Source organism: Rothia sp. HMSC069C01 (assembly GCF_001814655.1).
Taxonomy (GTDB): domain Bacteria; phylum Actinomycetota; class Actinomycetes; order Actinomycetales; family Micrococcaceae; genus Rothia; species Rothia dentocariosa.
Map to the genome: position 1 here is coordinate 64,364 of NZ_KV817408.1, position 16,748 is coordinate 81,111.

At 54.9% G+C, this 16,748-nt stretch carries 7 protein-coding genes, 1 tRNA gene and 2 pseudogenes; 8 read left to right on the forward strand and 2 right to left on the reverse strand.

Translation table 11 applies throughout. The features are described 5' to 3' along the window. Nucleotides 1–104: 104 nt before the first annotated feature. Complete coding sequence (locus tag HMPREF2981_RS07110) at nucleotides 105–4,439, forward strand: ATP-dependent DNA helicase (RefSeq protein ID WP_246825376.1); 4,335 nt, start codon at nucleotides 105–107, stop codon at nucleotides 4,437–4,439. A gap of 130 nt (nucleotides 4,440–4,569) precedes the next feature. Here HMPREF2981_RS07110 and HMPREF2981_RS07115 read toward each other — a convergent pair whose 3' ends face one another. Next, nucleotides 4,570–5,565, reverse strand: a complete 996-nt coding sequence (locus HMPREF2981_RS07115) for a macrolide 2'-phosphotransferase (protein WP_004005078.1) — start codon at nucleotides 5,563–5,565, stop codon at nucleotides 4,570–4,572. A gap of 228 nt (nucleotides 5,566–5,793) precedes the next feature. On the opposite strand from HMPREF2981_RS07115, the gene HMPREF2981_RS07120 reads away from it, so the two are divergent. Further along, nucleotides 5,794–7,731 (forward strand): ATP-dependent helicase, encoded by a 1,938-nt coding sequence (locus HMPREF2981_RS07120; protein ID WP_070661929.1) that lies wholly within the window; start codon nucleotides 5,794–5,796, stop codon nucleotides 7,729–7,731. 80 nt (nucleotides 7,732–7,811) lie between these two features. Next, a complete protein-coding gene (locus HMPREF2981_RS07125) occupies nucleotides 7,812–8,402 on the forward strand; it encodes a M48 metallopeptidase family protein (RefSeq protein WP_070662820.1) in 591 nt (196 codons plus the stop codon). Between the two features lie 149 nt (nucleotides 8,403–8,551). Here the strand turns inward: HMPREF2981_RS07125 and HMPREF2981_RS07130 are convergent, their stop codons facing one another. Beyond that, complete coding sequence (locus tag HMPREF2981_RS07130) at nucleotides 8,552–9,994, reverse strand: zinc-dependent metalloprotease (RefSeq protein WP_070661932.1); 1,443 nt, start codon at nucleotides 9,992–9,994, stop codon at nucleotides 8,552–8,554. 214 nt (nucleotides 9,995–10,208) lie between these two features. Between HMPREF2981_RS07130 and HMPREF2981_RS07135 the strand changes: the two genes are divergently transcribed. The 5 genes and pseudogenes from HMPREF2981_RS07135 to HMPREF2981_RS10675 form a co-directional block, all read left to right on the forward strand. Then, nucleotides 10,209–11,402 (forward strand): YlbL family protein, encoded by a 1,194-nt coding sequence (locus HMPREF2981_RS07135; protein ID WP_048779375.1) that lies wholly within the window; start codon nucleotides 10,209–10,211, stop codon nucleotides 11,400–11,402. 153 nt (nucleotides 11,403–11,555) lie between these two features. Beyond that, nucleotides 11,556–14,738 (forward strand): UPF0182 family membrane protein, encoded by a 3,183-nt coding sequence (locus HMPREF2981_RS07140; RefSeq protein WP_070661935.1) that lies wholly within the window; start codon nucleotides 11,556–11,558, stop codon nucleotides 14,736–14,738. A gap of 215 nt (nucleotides 14,739–14,953) precedes the next feature. Further along, a tRNA-Met gene (locus HMPREF2981_RS07145) sits at nucleotides 14,954–15,027 on the forward strand. 464 nt (nucleotides 15,028–15,491) lie between these two features. Continuing rightward, nucleotides 15,492–16,192 (forward strand): annotated as a pseudogene (locus HMPREF2981_RS11275) (DUF6318 family protein). 64 nt (nucleotides 16,193–16,256) lie between these two features. Beyond that, a pseudogene (locus HMPREF2981_RS10675) lies at nucleotides 16,257–16,748 on the forward strand (hypothetical protein); the annotation flags it as partial.

The following is a 16,748-nucleotide window of genomic DNA, read 5'->3' on the forward strand; positions in this document are numbered from 1 at the left end:
GCGGCCTCTATTCTGAACTGCGTCGGTGGTAAACTGCATCCTGTGGCTGTATCACATCTGATACAGCTGACACTATCACCCCGTCAGGAATGGATACGTACCGTATGACTACCTCTGAACCGGATCAGCCGCACAAGCATGACGGCGACCGTGGCGCATCCGGAGTATCCGGGGGAACAACACACCAACCTGCTCGACTTAGCGCCCGCGAGATCGCGCGCGCGCTGGGGTTGAATCCGCCCACCGATGAACAGGTTCGCATCATTGAGTCGCCGCTTGAACCGCGGCTGGTGATCGCTGGCGCGGGCTCGGGAAAGACCGCGACGATGGTCGATCGTGTGGTGTGGCTTGTGGCCAATAAAATCGTGCGCGCCGATGAAGTTCTGGGCGTTACCTTTACCCGCAAGGCCGCAGGAGAGCTGCGCGATCGCATGCGCACCCGCCTAAATATTCTGCGCGAACGTAACCTGATTGAGCTGAGCGAAGAAGAACTTCTTGCAGGCTCTTCCGAGCCCACCGTCTCTACCTACCACTCATACGCGAATAATCTTGTCAAAGAATACGGTCTGCGCCTGGGTGTTGAGCAGGATGCACAAATGCTTGGCGATGCTCAAGCCTGGCAGCTCGCCGCGCAGATCGTGCAGTACTGGGACGGCGACCTACCCGCCGCCAGCTCAGCCTCGGGAGTCGCCTCAAAAAGTACGATCGTGCAGAGCCTTTTGCAGCTGTCGGGGGAGTGCGCCGAACATCTGGTAAGCCCGCAGCAGGTTATCGAATTTTGTTCCGCACACCTGGCGGCGTACGAATCACTCAGTTCGCCCGGTCCCAGTGCCAACGCAAAAAAGGTCATAGAGAGGCTGAAAGCCAAAATTATTTTGGCGCAGCTTGTGCAGCGGTATGCGCGAGTGAAAGCGCGTATGCAGGTGCTCGATTACGGCGACTTGATCGCGTTGGCGGCGCGGATCGCCCGTGAGGTGCCAGCCGCCGCACAGCTGGAGCGGGAACGCTATAAGGTCGTGCTTCTTGACGAATTTCAGGATACATCGCACGCTCAGCTGCGGCTCTTCGCTGATTTATATGGCGCTCGCGACGGGCATGATGGGTGTCCCGGTCAGCCTGAGCATCCGGTCATGGCGGTGGGGGACCCGAAACAGTCTATTTACGGGTTCCGCGGTGCCTCCGATGGTCAGCTGTTTAGTTTTTATCAATACTTCCCAACACGCGATGAAACGCCTCTTTATTTGACAGTTGCATGGCGTAATGACGTCGCAATTTTGGATGCCGCAAACCTGATCGCCGCTAAACTCAAGAACATTCCCGATTGGGTGCGTGCCCCTGCTCCGCCTCACGTGCCCGATCTGCGGCCTCGCTCGGTTATCCTCAATCCCGATGAATCAGGTTACCGCGCTATGCTCGGCTCAGTGCAGTTGGCACGCTACGGGTCTGAGACCGAGGAAGCACAGGGCATTGCCGAACGTATCGTGCAGGAACGCGCCCGCTACGCCGATACTCCGGCGCAGATGCCCACGATGGCGGTGCTTACCCGTACCCGGGCGCAGATGGAACCCATTCGCCAGGCTTGCGAGAGCCTGGGTGTTCCCGTGCAGGTGGTTGGTTTGGGTGGGCTTCTGGAACGCCCCGAAATTATTGATATGGTCTCGATGCTGCGGGTTTTAGCAGACCCGAACCGTTCAGATGCCTTGATGCGTCTGCTCGCTGGCGCACGTTGGCGGTTGGGCACAGCGGATCTGCTTGCGCTGGGAGATTGGTCGAATTACCTGACGACCACGCGCGAGAAAAATATGGGACGAACCTTTGGCGAGCAGTCCTCTGAGGAGACGAGCGGAGATGTACCTTCGAGCCCTCAAACTGATACCGATGCCAATCTGCGTGCCGCCCACGAAGAATTTGAGCGAGTCCGTAAAAACGCTGTAGAAGACCTCGCCGAATACGGTTCGCTTATTGAAGCGATCGAGCATCTTCCCACAGCGGATGAGGCCGGTAACCCCATTTACCCTGCGGATTACCCCGAATCCCGGCGCCGTCTGAGCGTTGAAGGTTTGCGCCGTCTGCACGCTTTCACCGCCGAGGTTGAGTATCTGCGCCAGTTCACCACCGAGGATATTGGCACCCTGCTCTATGAGATTGAGCGTGTGATGCTCCTGGATATCGAGCTTGCCGCCCGCCCCGGCGGGGACGCCTACGGATCGCGCGCGCATCTGGATGCTTTTCATGAGGTCGCCGCAAGTTACGCTGCGAGTTCACCGCGCATCAACGCGATGCTCTATGCTGGCGCAGACGGAACCGAGGTTGATGAGGACGCCCCCACCGCCCGGCGGTTTGTGCTCTCTGCCAACGGTATTAGCTATCTGCTGGGTTTTCTCTCCTGGCTGGAACAGGCCCAAAACCACGAGCGGGGGCTGACCCCCGCCGAAGAGGAACCTCGGCGTGACGCGGTGCAGATTCTCACGATGCACGCCTCGAAAGGTCTGGAGTGGGATCACGTATATCTGCCGCGCATGTGCGATAAATATCCCACTCGCCCACACACCTGGCACCGCCTGGAATATGGAAGCCTGCCCTGGCCTCTACGAGGTGACCGCGACTATCTGCCGTCCGCTTTGGAACGGGCTGAAGAGGTGAGCGCCCTAGAGAACTATAAAGAGCTCAATGCGCGTCTTGAAGACGGCGAAGATATGGCGAATGACTATGTGGGCTTTGAGGGACGAAGGCTGGTTTATGTGGCGATGACCCGCGCCCGCTCGCTGCTGCACATCAGTAATTGCCGATGGGTGGGCCCGAATATAAACCCCTATCAGCCCGAGCCCTATTGGAACGAGCTGGTGCAATTTGCACAGGGCGATGCTGAGGAACCTTACGAAGGTATTCAGGTGGCACCCTGGCTTTACCCGAGCTATCTGGGCACCGGTTTTTACACCTCTGGGTGGGCGATTGAGCATCGTGACGCCAGCATTGAGGTACTTTTTGGGCGCTGCTTGTGGCTTGAGAACTATAGTATTCCCCAGGGTATCCGTCTGGAAAATGGTACGTCTGTGCCGGTTATTCCCGCTCCTGATGACCCCGAAGATACGGCGGCTTCTCAGCGCTATACAAGCGCGGTCTATGAGCAGATTGCGCATGCGCTTGTGCACGACGACGGAAACCCGATCACAAATGCCGAGGTACTGAATCTGCCTGAGGTGCACCGGGTGAAGCAGGCGCTGATGGGCGGTGTACAGGAGCCCGACCTGCCCGATCCGCAGGAGTCCAAAGGGGCATACGATGAAAATCTGGAACAGCTCAAAAAGCATTACGGGCTGGATACGGTCGAGAATTTCCGCTACGCCCGCGAACCTTTAGCGCAGCTTGCTCAGGGAAAACAAGGCCCTGAGCAGCCGGGGGTTCGACCGCAGATTGTGCACCGTTTCTTGGAACCGGCGGCGTGGGTGAAAGATAACCCGCAGCAGGGATCCGTGCTGACCGCCGACTGGCCCTTTGACCCCTTTGACGGCGCTCAGGTGATCCGCTGGGCATCCGAGAAAGACCTCGCCGAACGCACCGAGAATCGTGACATTATTGCGGTACCCGGTCAGCGGCGTGCACGGGTGGAGCGTGCCGCTCTTAACGTGGCACGCGGATCGTTAAGCCTTGACGATCTCGATAAACTTACCAGCCCCACCGACGAGGAAGCTCAGCAGATTCAAGATTGGGAGCATGAGGTCGATCTGCTTCTTGCCTTGGCACAGCGCGCCGTTACCCCAGCGGTTCCTGCGAAACCCGAGCATATGTCGGCATCCACCCTCATTGCTTTGTCGGAGGATAAAGAGACGGTTCTGAGTCGCCTGGTGCGTCCGGTACCGATGCAGCCATCTGCGGCAGCGCGGCAGGGTATACTTTTCCACGCCTGGGTTGAGGAGTACTTCGGGGACGAACCTATGCTCGATATACAGGACGAACTTTATAGCGATGATGATCTTGACGGCAGTTTCGACCTTGATAAACTGCGCGCGACATTCCTTGAGAGTGAATGGGCTTCCCGTACCATATGGCGCGCCGAATATCCGGTAGAAACTCACGTGGCGGGCGTGAACATCCGCGGGCGTATTGATGCGGTCTTCCGCCGCACCGAACAGATCACTAACGCCGACGGCACCCTCCAGGAGCAGGAACACTGGGATCTCGTGGACTGGAAAACCGGGCGTAAACCCTCCGCACACGCGATGCGGCATAAGCGCATCCAGCTGGCGCTGTACCGGCTCGCCTTCGCCAAAATACAGGGGATAGACCCTGAACGTGTGCACGCGGCGTTCTACTATGTTGGCTCTGACCAAACCGTGTGGGACACCGATATCGCCGGCGGCTTGCAGAATGAACAGCAGCTTGAACGCATTATCTCCCGTGCCGGATGGGGCGAAGAACTTCCGGGGCGGCCGCGGTAGCCTGGTCCACGCATCATAGTAGAGGGATAGAGAAACCGGAATATATTCTTAGTCGCAACAAACAGAATAAAGGCTGAGACGCTACCCAACAGGGTGGCCGTCTCAGCCTTTCAATCTATCGTTTTCTACTCTAGTCTTCGTCGTCAATAACCTGTGGAATATCTTCTTCCTCTTCTTGCCCGAGTAACCCACCGGTCGCGCGCAGACCATCCTGCACATCCAAAAGCATGGCGACGGCATGCTGCACAATATCGTCATCGCCGATCTCAGCACCGTGCGCCAACCACTGGGCAATCGCAAATTCCGCATAGAAGTGCGCCCGCTGAATCAAATGCTCATCCGGTTCGGGACGCATCTGCCGCTGGTAAGCATCCAATACACTGTCAGTAAAGCCCTGATCGGAACAAGAGAACAGCCACGCAAAATCTTGGGCAGGATCTCCCACCTGAACATCAGACCAACCGGTCACCTCAACAATCTTCGCGCCATCAAGCACCAAGTTATCGGAGTTCATGTCACCATGAATCACGTGAGTCTGGAACTGCCATGTGGAACCGGGGGAGAGCACCGAACGCCAATGTGCTAACAGATCCGCAGGAATCTTGCCGGTTTGCGCCACACGCTCAAGCTCAACACTGCGGCGGCGGCGAATCTCCTCAGAATTATACGAGGGCAGACCCGCCTCAAACACCAGATCGTGCGGCATCGTGTGCAGAGTCGCCAAAATTTTACCGAGAGAAACGGCCAGGTTCTCTTGACCATCTGCCATATGCCCGTTCTGCGCCGCAAGATCATCAACCTCATAAGAGGTACCGGGAATATGCGTGTAAATGAAAACGCTGCCGTCCTGATAAGGCACAGTACCCACCACAGTCGGCACCTGAAAAGGCAGGCGAGCACGCAGACCGGGGGTAAAAGACTGAAGAATAAGGTGCTCCGCCTCAAGCCGCATGCTGGCATCGGGGCGACGAGGAGCACGTACACGCCAGCGACGATTGGTCGAATCCACAATAATAGCTGAGTCAAAATCGGCGGTGTCGTCAAGAACGGCGGATGCGCCCACAGGGTAAATTCCCGGCACACCCGCTGACACAATGGCGGCAAGCTGAAGAGGCGTTAAAGTCACCCTCTTAGGGTATCAAATGAGTCTCATGAGGTTCGGCACGTTCGCCCCTCGCACACATTCTCGCGTGCGATCCCTTGAAAACTCGGGTCACGCAGCAATAAACACGGAATAAAGATACTCCTACCTTGGGCATGCTTATACTAACCGCCGCAGACAGACCCCACCTAAGGTAAAGGTACAATAGTAACCAGCGTGTGAACATCCGCAGAGCACCAGGAGAGGGGCGTTATGCCAGCACAGGGCGCCGGAGCATCCAAACAGCAAGCTCTCTTCGGCATACCCGCCCAAAAATCATCCCCGACTCGCTCCCAAACTCCACAGGCACCGGCACGACCCGTACCCCCACCAGCAGCCCCCCAACAAAATCACGCTACGCCCCAGCTTTCCCCCGAAGACATCCTCGCGGGTCTCGACGAAGACCAACGCCGGGTCGCCTCCGAACTCAACGGCGCGATGCGCGTACTCGCAGGCGCCGGAACCGGCAAAACCCGCGCTATCACCCACCGCATCGCCTACGGAATCGCCTGCGGAAAATACGTTCCCCAACGCGTTATGGCTCTCACCTTCACCACCCGCGCGGCAGAAGAAATGCGCCTTCGACTGCGATCCCTCGGTGCCGTAGGAGTCCAAACCCGAACCTTTCACTCCGCAGCGCTGCGCCAACTCAGGTATTTTTGGCCCAGCGCTATCGGCGGTTCATTCCCCGATATCGTCAAACATAAAGCCGGTTTAATCACCGAAGCTGCCCAGCGCCTGCGCATGAGCGTCGACCGGGCACTTGTACGCGACATTGCGGCAGAAATCGAGTGGGCAAAAGTCAGCCTGTTCACCCCCGACACCCTCACGCCGCACCTGCACCAGCGCAACCTGCCCTCCGGAATAACCCCGCAGAACATGGTGCGGCTCTTCCGCTCCTACGAAGATCTCAAAGACGAAAGGAACCTCATCGACTTTGAGGATGTTCTGCTCCTGACCGTCGGCATCATCGAAGATGACGATGCACTCGCTGCCACCATCCGTGAACAGTACCGACATTTCGTGGTAGACGAATATCAGGATGTTTCGCCCCTCCAACAGCGCCTTCTCGACGCCTGGCTGGGGGAGCGCGACGATTTATGCGTCGTGGGCGATGCCTCGCAGACCATATACTCGTTTACCGGTGCCACCAGTCGGCACCTCCTGGAATTTCCGCGACGGTACCGGGGCGCACACACGGTACGGCTCACCCGAGACTACCGCTCGCACAGCCAAGTGGTCGAACTGGCAAACCGACTCCTAGCGGCACGGCGACCGCGCCCGGACTCCACCGAATTCTCCTGGGCACCCCCGCTCAAACTCATTTCCCAGCGCGGACCGGGAGTTGAAAGCCAATGGTTCGGATATACGGATGACGAACGTGAAGCCGAAGGCATTGCCGAACAAATCCAGGATCTCCTCGAAAAAGATGGCGTTCCGGCATCAGAAATCGCGGTGCTTTTCCGCACTAACGGGCAGTCCGGGCTTCTGGAGGCGGCGCTCGCCGATCGCGGTATTCCGTATCAGTTACGCGGGGCTGAGCAATTCTTCGATCGTCCTGAGATCAAGCAAGCGATGCTTGCCCTGCGAGCGTCGGCAAAATCAACGGACGGTTCCGAGAACGTGCCCCGTTATGTGCGTGAAGTGCTGGAATCTTTGGGATACACCGAAAAAGCGCCCCAGTCCGCTGGCGCTGTACGCCAAAAATGGGAGTCTCTTGCCGCAATTGTCTCGATGGTTGATCATCTGGAAGATACCCGCATCGAAGACATCGCTCAAGCGGAGGCCGCAGGGGCTCCGGTTCCGCATCGGCTTACCGTACACGATGTCGTTGCAACGCTTGCGCACCGTCTTGCCACCCAGGATGCTCCCGTCATGGAAGGCGTCACGCTAGCCTCTTTGCACTCTGCAAAGGGGCTGGAATGGGATGCGGTCTTCCTCTGCGGTTTAAACGAGGGACTTATGCCCATTACCTTCGCTCAAACCTCCGACGAGATCGATGAAGAACGCCGCCTGCTTTATGTGGGGATTACACGTGCCCGCAAATACCTGTGGTTCACATGGTCGGATTCACGGACCGCCGGTGGGCGGGGAAAACGCCGTCGTTCCCGCTTCCTGGATGATATTGACCCGTCCCGTCAATCCACCTGACACAGCTAAATAATACCTGCGCACTCGCGGAGAATTACGATCATAAGACACCGTACCTAACGCTCATGATAGGGCAGCATATGATGGCACGACAGAAAGTCCGACAGCACCACGAAGTTATTCCGGCGACCGTATCCGCCCCGGAAATCCTGGTGGTGCGTTCGTCTCGCCGCCGCAGAACCGTCAGTGCCCAGCCACAGGAAGATGGAAGTATTCGCCTGTTGGTTCCCGGGGCGAGTACGGATGCGCAAATCCGCGAATATCTGGAAAGCCTGACTCCCCGCGTGCAACGGAAACAGCGGGAGACTTCTCGGCGGCGCCGCATTTTTGCGTCTGATGATTACTTAACGGAGCGTGCTCGTGCTCTGGCTGCAAGGCATCTGTCCGAGCTCGTGCCCGAGAAATTTCCCAATTCTATCCGTTGGGTCTCGAATCAGCGTAAACGGTGGGGATCCGCCACACCGACTCAGGGCACCATCCGTATTTCCGATGATCTTCAGGGAGCCCCCGAATACGTGGTTGACTCCGTGGTCTACCACGAACTTTGTCACTTCGTGGAACTTCACCATAACGCTCGTTTTCGCGCTCTAGAAGCTCGGTTCCCCGACCTTGATAAGGCACGGGCATTCCTGGCGGGTATGGAATTTATACGCGCGCAAGCCACCAACTAAGAACCGTGATGATCCACAACAAATGTGGTCCCGAAGGCAGAAAACCTTCGGGACCACAGGGCATGTTATCGGCTGGTATCACGCATGAGATGCGGTGGCATCCCTCAATCGCCCACAGCGTCTAATGCGCGATTACGAAGCATGGCGTGTTATGTATTAGGTTCGTCGCCGGTGGAAGATTCACCGCCGTCGGACTCGCCTTCATCAAAACCACCGTCCAGAAGTTTCTGCAGCTCGGTGTCAAAGTCAATATCCTCAACCTTGAACTCATCCTGGCGTGCTTCATAGGCATCGGGGTCTTCAAGTTCAGCGGCGGTCGGCAGAGTCTCCGGCGCTGCCCACAGTTCATCGCGGGCCTCATATCCGTGCTTCTCTTCATAGGTGCGCCAGAAATTCTGTGCCTCACGCACCAGGCGAGGGCGAATCTCCAAGCCGACCAGAGTCTCGAACACGCGCTCGGTCGGGCCGCCTTCGATACGACGCCGTACCAGTGTTTCCGCCAGCTGCGGGGCTGTAGGCAGGTTTTGGGTTGCCTGCTCAGCTACCAACGATACCCAGCCCTCTACTAGGGCAAGAAGAGCTTCCAGACGCTCAACTGCAAGTTCTTGGTCTTCGGTGCGCTGCGGGTTGAACAAGCCGCCGTCAAAGGCATCCTGTACGGCCTCGGGGTTGCTCAAATCTACCTGGGATGCGGCATCCTGAATACGATTCATATCCACACGGATACCACGAGCATAACGGCTTACCAGCTCCAAAATATCTTCACGCAGCCACGGGTTTGTGCGGTGCAGACGAATCAGCGCTGCCTCACGCACCGCCAGGTACAGCAGAATTTCCTGCGCGGGCACCTCAATATCTTCAGCAAGCTGAGTGTAACCGGCGGGCAAGAGCGCACTGCGCCCTGGCGCGAGGGGGAATCCAATATCGGTAGAAGAATATACCTCACCGGCAAGCTCGGTCAGTGCCTGCGCCATCTGAGCCCCAAAAATCATGGAACCAATATTGTTCAAGAATCCGGTGCCGCCCAAAAGTTGAGCCAGCTCTTCGGGAACATCTTCGGTGGAGGGGAGCACCATCGCCTGAGTTACCTCAGCCGCTACGGGCTGTACCATATCACGCCAAGAATCGAAGGAAGAATCGAGCCATTCAGCCTTGGACCAAGCCTCAACAGGAATATTGTGACGCTCAAAAATGGTGACGCTGTCCAACCACAGATCGGCAAGGTTAGAGGCATCGCGCGTTGCCGCCCTCAAAGACTCGGTGACGGCAGGATCCTCCCCGGTGGTCGCTAAGAGCTGGCGAGCCTGGTCTTTCACACCCTGCCAGTTAATACCGTTTTCACTAGCCCCAGCAGTAAACATTGACTGCACCTGCGCAAAAATACCCTGGAGCATAGAGGGATCAAGGGGCATACCCATAGCATTCATATCTTCAGGGTTTATATTTCCACTCAGAAAAGCGAATGGGTTCTCTGCTGTGCCGTTGCCGTTCTGCTCGGCGTTAGGATCAAAGCCCTGTTCCTGCATTTTTTTCAGGAATTCCTCAAGGGGATCGCGGTCATTTGAATTATCGTTGGTGGGGTTCTCAGCCATGTCACATACCTTTCAGTATTGAGGGCGGGCACAGTCTGCCCCTACCCGTCTAGTAAAGGGTACCTGGTAAACCTGTGAGTTTGCCGTGATTTCGCGGTATTCGCTCTAGGCACAGCCCAGCTTATGACCTTGGCGGCGTACAATGCTGACGCCGCGGTGTACCCCGGCTCATCATGTGGTGTTCCCAACAAAAATATCGGGTACTCTAAGAAGCATGGCTAAGCGTGCATTTTTCTTGAGAAAATCCCATCAGCAGAGCGATGAATCTCTTCCACTATCAGAACGACGTCCCCTGAATCTGCGCTTTCTAACTGCTTCCGCAACCTGTTTGCTGATGCTCGGTGCTTTTGTGCTGCCCAGCTCATATAGCAAAGAAGGTCCCGGACCTCTCTTCGATATTCTCGGGCAATACCAGGATCAAGATATTATCCAGATCAACGGCACGCAGACCTATCCCACCACTGGGAAATTGAATATGACCACAGTATCTGTCTCCGGCGGACCCTACACCGTTCTCCCCGGAGCGGATGCGTTCTACAGTTGGCTGGCTGCGGACGGCAACCGTTACCTTGTGGTTCCCTCCGAAATTACATATCCGCACGTTACCCACCAGCAAGCTAACCAGGTCAGCAGCGCACAAATGGCGGATTCTCAAACCCAGGCGAAAGTTGCTGCGGCGCGTTACCTTAAACTGCCGGTGACCGAGAAGATCGGCGTTCTCCAAACCGCCTCCGGATCCCCCGCTGAGGGGCAGGTGCAGGGTGGGGACCGCATCCTCAAAGTGGGGGATAAACAGATCAATACTCTCAAAGATGTCACCGAAACTGTGCAAGCTTCAGAAGGACGTCCCGTCACCTTCGAAATCAGCCGGAATGGCGAGAACAAGAACGTTACTCTCACGCCGCGGCGTGACGATAAATCGGGGCGCTGGCTTGTTGGAATTGTGCTTAAACAGGACTTTGATCTTCCCTTTGAGGCAACCTACAACCTTGACGGTGTTGGCGGCCCCAGTGCGGGTCTCATGCTCACTCTCGGTACCATCGATAAGCTCACCGAGCAAAGCCTGCTTGCCCCCGAAGGCGCAGGAAACGAAGATTCAGCCCGAAGCTATGTAGCCGGTACCGGAACCATAGATGCCAGCGGTAAAGTCGGTGCCATCGGCGGCATTAAATATAAGATTATCGCTTCCGGACGCCACGGTGCCCACTACTTTTTGGCACCGCGCGAAAACTGTGACGATCTTCAAGAAATCCGCAGAACCGACCCCGATGTTTTCAAATACTATCGTGGGGAAACACCGGCAGGTGATATGCAGGTAATCCCGGTCGATAACGTCGATGAGGCCGTGGATGCCCTCACCAAGATTAAGAACGGAGCCGCCCCCGATCAGTTCCCCACCTGCGGGTAAAAGGTTTTCGGCAATCTAGACGTGCACGTCGGGTTATGGGCAAACATACGGTAAATCTCCGCGTGTTTGCCCACGCTCCTGTCTGTGTCAGAGTGCCACATTTGAGATAATGTTTATTAACTATGTTCCAGCCACCAACGAAGTGAGGAATCCGTGACGGCATCTGATAACGAACATCAACCTCCTCAGCCTCCCCGTCGCGCGGGAGCAGACCAGAAAAAGAAAAAGCGGCGCTATCCGGGTCCTTTGGGTATTACCATCGCGGTGGTCATAGTCTTGATTATGGCGTTTGTGTATGCCACACAGGTGTATACGGATTGGCTATGGTTCAATCAGCTTGGTTTTGGCAGCGTCTTCACCACCGAAATCTTGCTTCAGAGCTCTATCTTTGTGGTAACCGCACTCGTCGTAGCGGTACCGTTCTGGGCTTCGATGTCTTACGCCATCAAACATACTGACCACGATGATTCTCAGGCGAAGAAAGACGCCAAAAACGCGGATAAATCTGAGGAACAGGCTCATCACGAGACTTCTAAAGCCGGTCCGCATGAGCGCCATACGACCGAGCATGAGCATATGGATGCTGAAGACCTTCTGCGTGACATGTTTGGCGGGCGTGATTTCACCGATAGTATGGCGCGGTACCGTCGGGGTATGGAGCGCATCCGCAAGATTCTCTTGGTGATTCTTCCAATTGCTTTAGGGTTCTTTATTGGGAGTGCCGGAATTAGCCAGTGGCAAACCGTGGCGCTTTTCTTGAACCGTCAGGACTTCGGCGTTCAAGACCCCGAATTTGGGTTGGATGTTGGATTCTTCGTTTTCACTCTTCCGTTCCTCAATCTGGTGGTTAATCTTTTGACCGCTGTTATCGTGCTCTGCGCTATTGGCGGTGCTATTATGCACTACTTCTACGGTGGTATTAAGGTTCGCCCAGGCGGTGTAGGAACTTCCGCCGCGTTCCGCCGTCATGCTGCGGTTTTGGCATGCGCCTTCCTTCTGGTGCGCGGTGCTGCGTTCTGGCTGGAACGGTACACCGCAGTTCAGCAGCAGTCGGGGCGCTGGGCCGGTGCTATGTACACCGATACGAACGCTATTATTCCCGTACGTTCTATTTTGGCGATTTCCGCAGTTCTGGTGGCTGTGTTGTTCTTGGCTACGGCTTCCGCGCATCGTTGGCGTTTGCCTCTAGTGGGAACCGCGATGCTGGTGGTTGTAGCTCTCGTCGCTGGCGGGCTGTACCCCTGGATCGTACAGCGTTTCCAGGTTGTGCCGAATGAACAGGCTGCACAGTCGCAGTTTATCCAACGCAATATCGACGCAACACGGTACGCCTACGGTCTCGATAAGGTAGAGACTACTCCCTATGACGCCACGATCGATACTCGTCAAGGCGCTTTGGGGAACTCTAGTGAGACTATTGCGAACATCCGTCTTTTGGATCCGAACGTGGTAAGCTCAGCATTCGCGCAGATGCAGCAGTTCCGTCCATACTATCGGTTCGACTCGAATCTCTCGGTGGACCGCTATTCCGTAGACAATAAGACTCAGGACACGGTGATTGCCGCCCGTGAGCTGAATCCTTCCCAGACTTCGGATGATTCCTGGTATAACCGCCACGTGGTGTACACTCACGGGTACGGCGTGATTGCAGCTTACGGTAACCAGGTTGACGGTGCGGGTAACCCCAAGTTCATGCAGTCCGGTATCAAGGCGAATGGCGTTATTTCTGAAAACTATGAGCCTCGTATTTACTTCGGTATGAGCTCTCCGCAGTATTCCATTGTGGGCGGCAGCGGTGATCAGCTGGAACTCGACCGTCCGCAGTCCGCCGATGAAACGAATTCTTCGGATGCAAAATACACATTCAACGGCAACGGTGGTCCCCGGTTGGATTCCATGCTGAACCGTCTCTCTTATGCGATTAAGTTCCAGTCATCCGATATTTTGCTTTCGGATGCGGTTCGTGATGGTTCGCAGATCCTGTACGAACGTAACCCGGTAGATCGCGTTCAGAAGGCTGCGCCGTATTTGAAGGTGGATTCCAAAGCGTACCCCGCTATTATCAATAATCGGGTGCAGTGGATTGTGGATGCTTATACGACCACAAACCAGTTCCCATATGCGCAGGGTGTAAGCCAGGAGAATAATCAGAATCCGCGCACGAATTCGATGAACTACATTCGCAACTCGGTGAAAGCCACCGTGGATGCCTACGACGGTTCGGTCACCCTTTATGCATGGGATGAAAATGATCCTATTTTGAAGGCATGGCAGGGCGTATTCCCCGGAACCGTGAAGAGCTATAAAGAGATGAGCGCCGAGCTTCTTAACCATGTGCGCTACCCCTCGGATATGTTTACTATTCAGCGCTCGATGCTGAATAAGTATCATGTGACGAACTCGAACAGCCTCTACGCGGGCGATGACGTCTGGTCGATTCCAAACGACCCTACGAATGATAGCGGTCGCCAGATTCCGCCTTATTACCTCTCGCTCCAGATGCCTGGGGATAGGAAGGCTCATTTCTCGCTGACGTCGACCTTTATTCCTCAGCAGAGTGATTCAAACTCGCGTAACGTGATGTACGGATTCCTCGCTGCAAATGGTGACGCCGGTACCGGCAAGGACGGCGAACGCAGCGCGGATTACGGTAAGCTGCGACTGCTCGAACTGCCGCGTTCATCGGTGGTTCCGGGGCCTGGTCAGGCGCAGAATATCTTCAACTCTGATGCTGAGGTCTCGAACCAGCTGAACCTCCTGCGGCGCGGGTCCTCCGAGGTCATTAACGGCAATATGCTTACTCTGCCGGTGGCTGGCGGCATTCTGTATGTTCAGCCGGTCTACGTGCAGTCTAGCGGCGACGCACGGTATCCGCGTTTGCAGCGAGTGTTGGTTAGCTTCGGTGACAAAGTTGGGTTTGCTCCCACGCTGGAAGAAGCACTCAACCAGGTCTTCAACGGTTCTTCCGGTGCCAAGATAGATGCTCAGTCGGGACCCTCGGGAGCTGGCACTGAAGGCAACGGTGAGAAGACGTCTGGATCATCGTCCAGCTCTTCTGGAGCCTCTGGCTCAGACCAGTCCGCTAGCCTGAAACAGCATTTGGCGGATGCATCCAAGGCTATGCAGGATTCGGATGCCGCTCTCAAGAAGGGCGATTGGGCAGCATATGGTGAGGCCCAGAAGCGTCTGAACGATTCTTTGCAGAAGGCTATTGAAGCAGAAAATAAACAACAGCAGGATCAGAAACAGGGCGGCGATCAGCAGGGAAGTGAGCAGCAGCCGAGCGGTTCATCCTCAGCATCGCAGAGTCCTTCTGGGGAAGCTACCTCTAAATAAGATGTAGTAGTGCTTGCGGTCTGACGGTCATAGCGGGGTGCCATCACATTCGGGTGGCGCCCCGCTTCGTCATCTTAAATTATTGATTCGGGCTGTCTATGAGAGCAATAAGGAGCGTTCAGACATCCAGTTTTGGGTTTTTCTGTGGTGTTTATCTCAGCAGATAGCTTCAAGTTGAGATGTTGCAGAGCGGTATGTATAGTTGTATGAGTCGCCGCGGGGTGGAGCAGTTCGGTAGCTCGCCGGGCTCATAACCCGGAGGTCGCAGGTTCAAATCCTGCCCCCGCAACGGAATACTCCTGAAGTCATAATTATGACTTCGGGAGTTTTTATTTTTGTATTGCTGATTCAATGTGCTGTGCCTAGTTATATCTGTAGCTACCAGAAGAAACGTGCAAACTAAACAGAATAGGATAATCCTATATCTGGGTTTGTCTAAAACGTAGGCGGATGCTGTTTAAAGGTAAAGCTTATGCTCTGTTTCCTTTGATGCATAAGATAAATATATTGGGGCTGTTTGTTAATAAATGGTTATATATGTCGCAGGTAAATCGCTAAATATTTTGAATCGTCGTAGAGTAGCAGATAAGACCTGAGTTATGCCCTCTGTGTGTCTGTGAAACCCAAGGTTGGGGTAACAGATAAACAAATGTGTTTTTGATATTGGTCTTGTGTTATTCACCCAGCCACAATTTTTTGAGGATGTGTTCATCGATGAATACTCGTACCCCTGGTTTGTCTCGTCGTGCCCTTATGAGCGTTTTGGGCGTTTCTGGGTTTGCTGTGTTGCTATCTGCGTGTGGGGAGGGCGCGAAGCCTGCTGGAGCGGCTACTGAGAGTTCGAGTTCTTTCTCTTCTGCGACTGCCTTTGCTTCTGTTTCGTCCAGTGATAGCCCAAGTCCGTCGTCGAGTGTGTCGCCGCATTATTCGGGGAACTCGAAAGCTCCGGAGGGGGAGTATCGTCCTGCGGATTTTTATGGTCCTGCGCAGAATGTTCCGAAGCCGAAGACGGAGGAGGGGTATACGAATGCTTCGTTAGAGGGATGACTAAGTCGGTAAAAGCCTGGACGGAATGGCGTAACTACGGGCTTCAGACTGGGGACTTCAAAGAGGCCTATAAATATATCAGTAAGAACTTCACAGATGAACAGAAGACCTATGATTTTGATACTCGTCTTTATAAAAAGGGCGGCTGGATTGTAGGTGGAGATGTGCACGGCTACGAGTTCCATGGTGAGCCTATTAACCACGGCGGTGGTAAATATAAGTGGAAGTTCTTCATGGCTTGGCCACATCTCATCTATATTGAGGCTGATGGAGAGCACTATAAGGAAGTTATTAATAAAGATTACGAGAATAATTGGTATATGATGACTCTTCACCATGATGGGAATCGGTGGCTTATCGATAGCGTTGAGTTCTTGGATATGAAGGGTGAGAAGAATGAAGAATAGAGCTCTTCCACGCCTAATGATTACATCATTGGTATGTGCCTCACTTTTTCAAGGTGTTCCGGTTATGGGTGATCCTCTCTGCGGTAATTCGGATGCTTCACTATGGTGTTCAGAGCAGGAGATATCTCAAAGCCAACAGTGGCGCGGCGGGGGACAATCGCCAGAGCAAAATATAGGACAGTATCCAAATGCCGATCTGCACACGTCTCAGGAAAATAATGAACGTCGTCAAGATGAGTGGACGAGATGGTATCGGGAGCATCATCATGGGAATCTTGGGTTCGCTCAAGATAAAAGTGGTGCTAATAAGTCGTTTAGATTTGATGTCGCAAATGATGGTTCGTACTGTGTTAGTCGGGATGGGCGTGTAGGCCAGTATAAAGAATTTACTGATGATGGTCAGGCTAAACCTGTTGGGGAGACGATTACGAATCATCTGTTCGGTGATACCTGCACCCTCAACGACCCGGAAGCAGCACAGCAAGCTCAGGGTGAGTATGAGCGGATTATCACCGAGATGCACACCCATTTGCTGGAGCTGATCCCGGCACATCCG

Coding starts and splice junctions, on each gene's coding strand:
- HMPREF2981_RS07135 (WP_048779375.1), top strand. CDS start 10,209: ATGGCTAAGCGTGCATTTTTCTTGAGAAAATCCCATCAGCAGAGCGAT.
- HMPREF2981_RS07130 (WP_070661932.1), bottom strand. CDS start 9,994: ATGGCTGAGAACCCCACCAACGATAATTCAAATGACCGCGATCCCCTT.
- HMPREF2981_RS07110 (WP_246825376.1), top strand. CDS start 105: ATGACTACCTCTGAACCGGATCAGCCGCACAAGCATGACGGCGACCGT.
- HMPREF2981_RS07125 (WP_070662820.1), top strand. CDS start 7,812: ATGATGGCACGACAGAAAGTCCGACAGCACCACGAAGTTATTCCGGCG.
- HMPREF2981_RS07120 (WP_070661929.1), top strand. CDS start 5,794: ATGCCAGCACAGGGCGCCGGAGCATCCAAACAGCAAGCTCTCTTCGGC.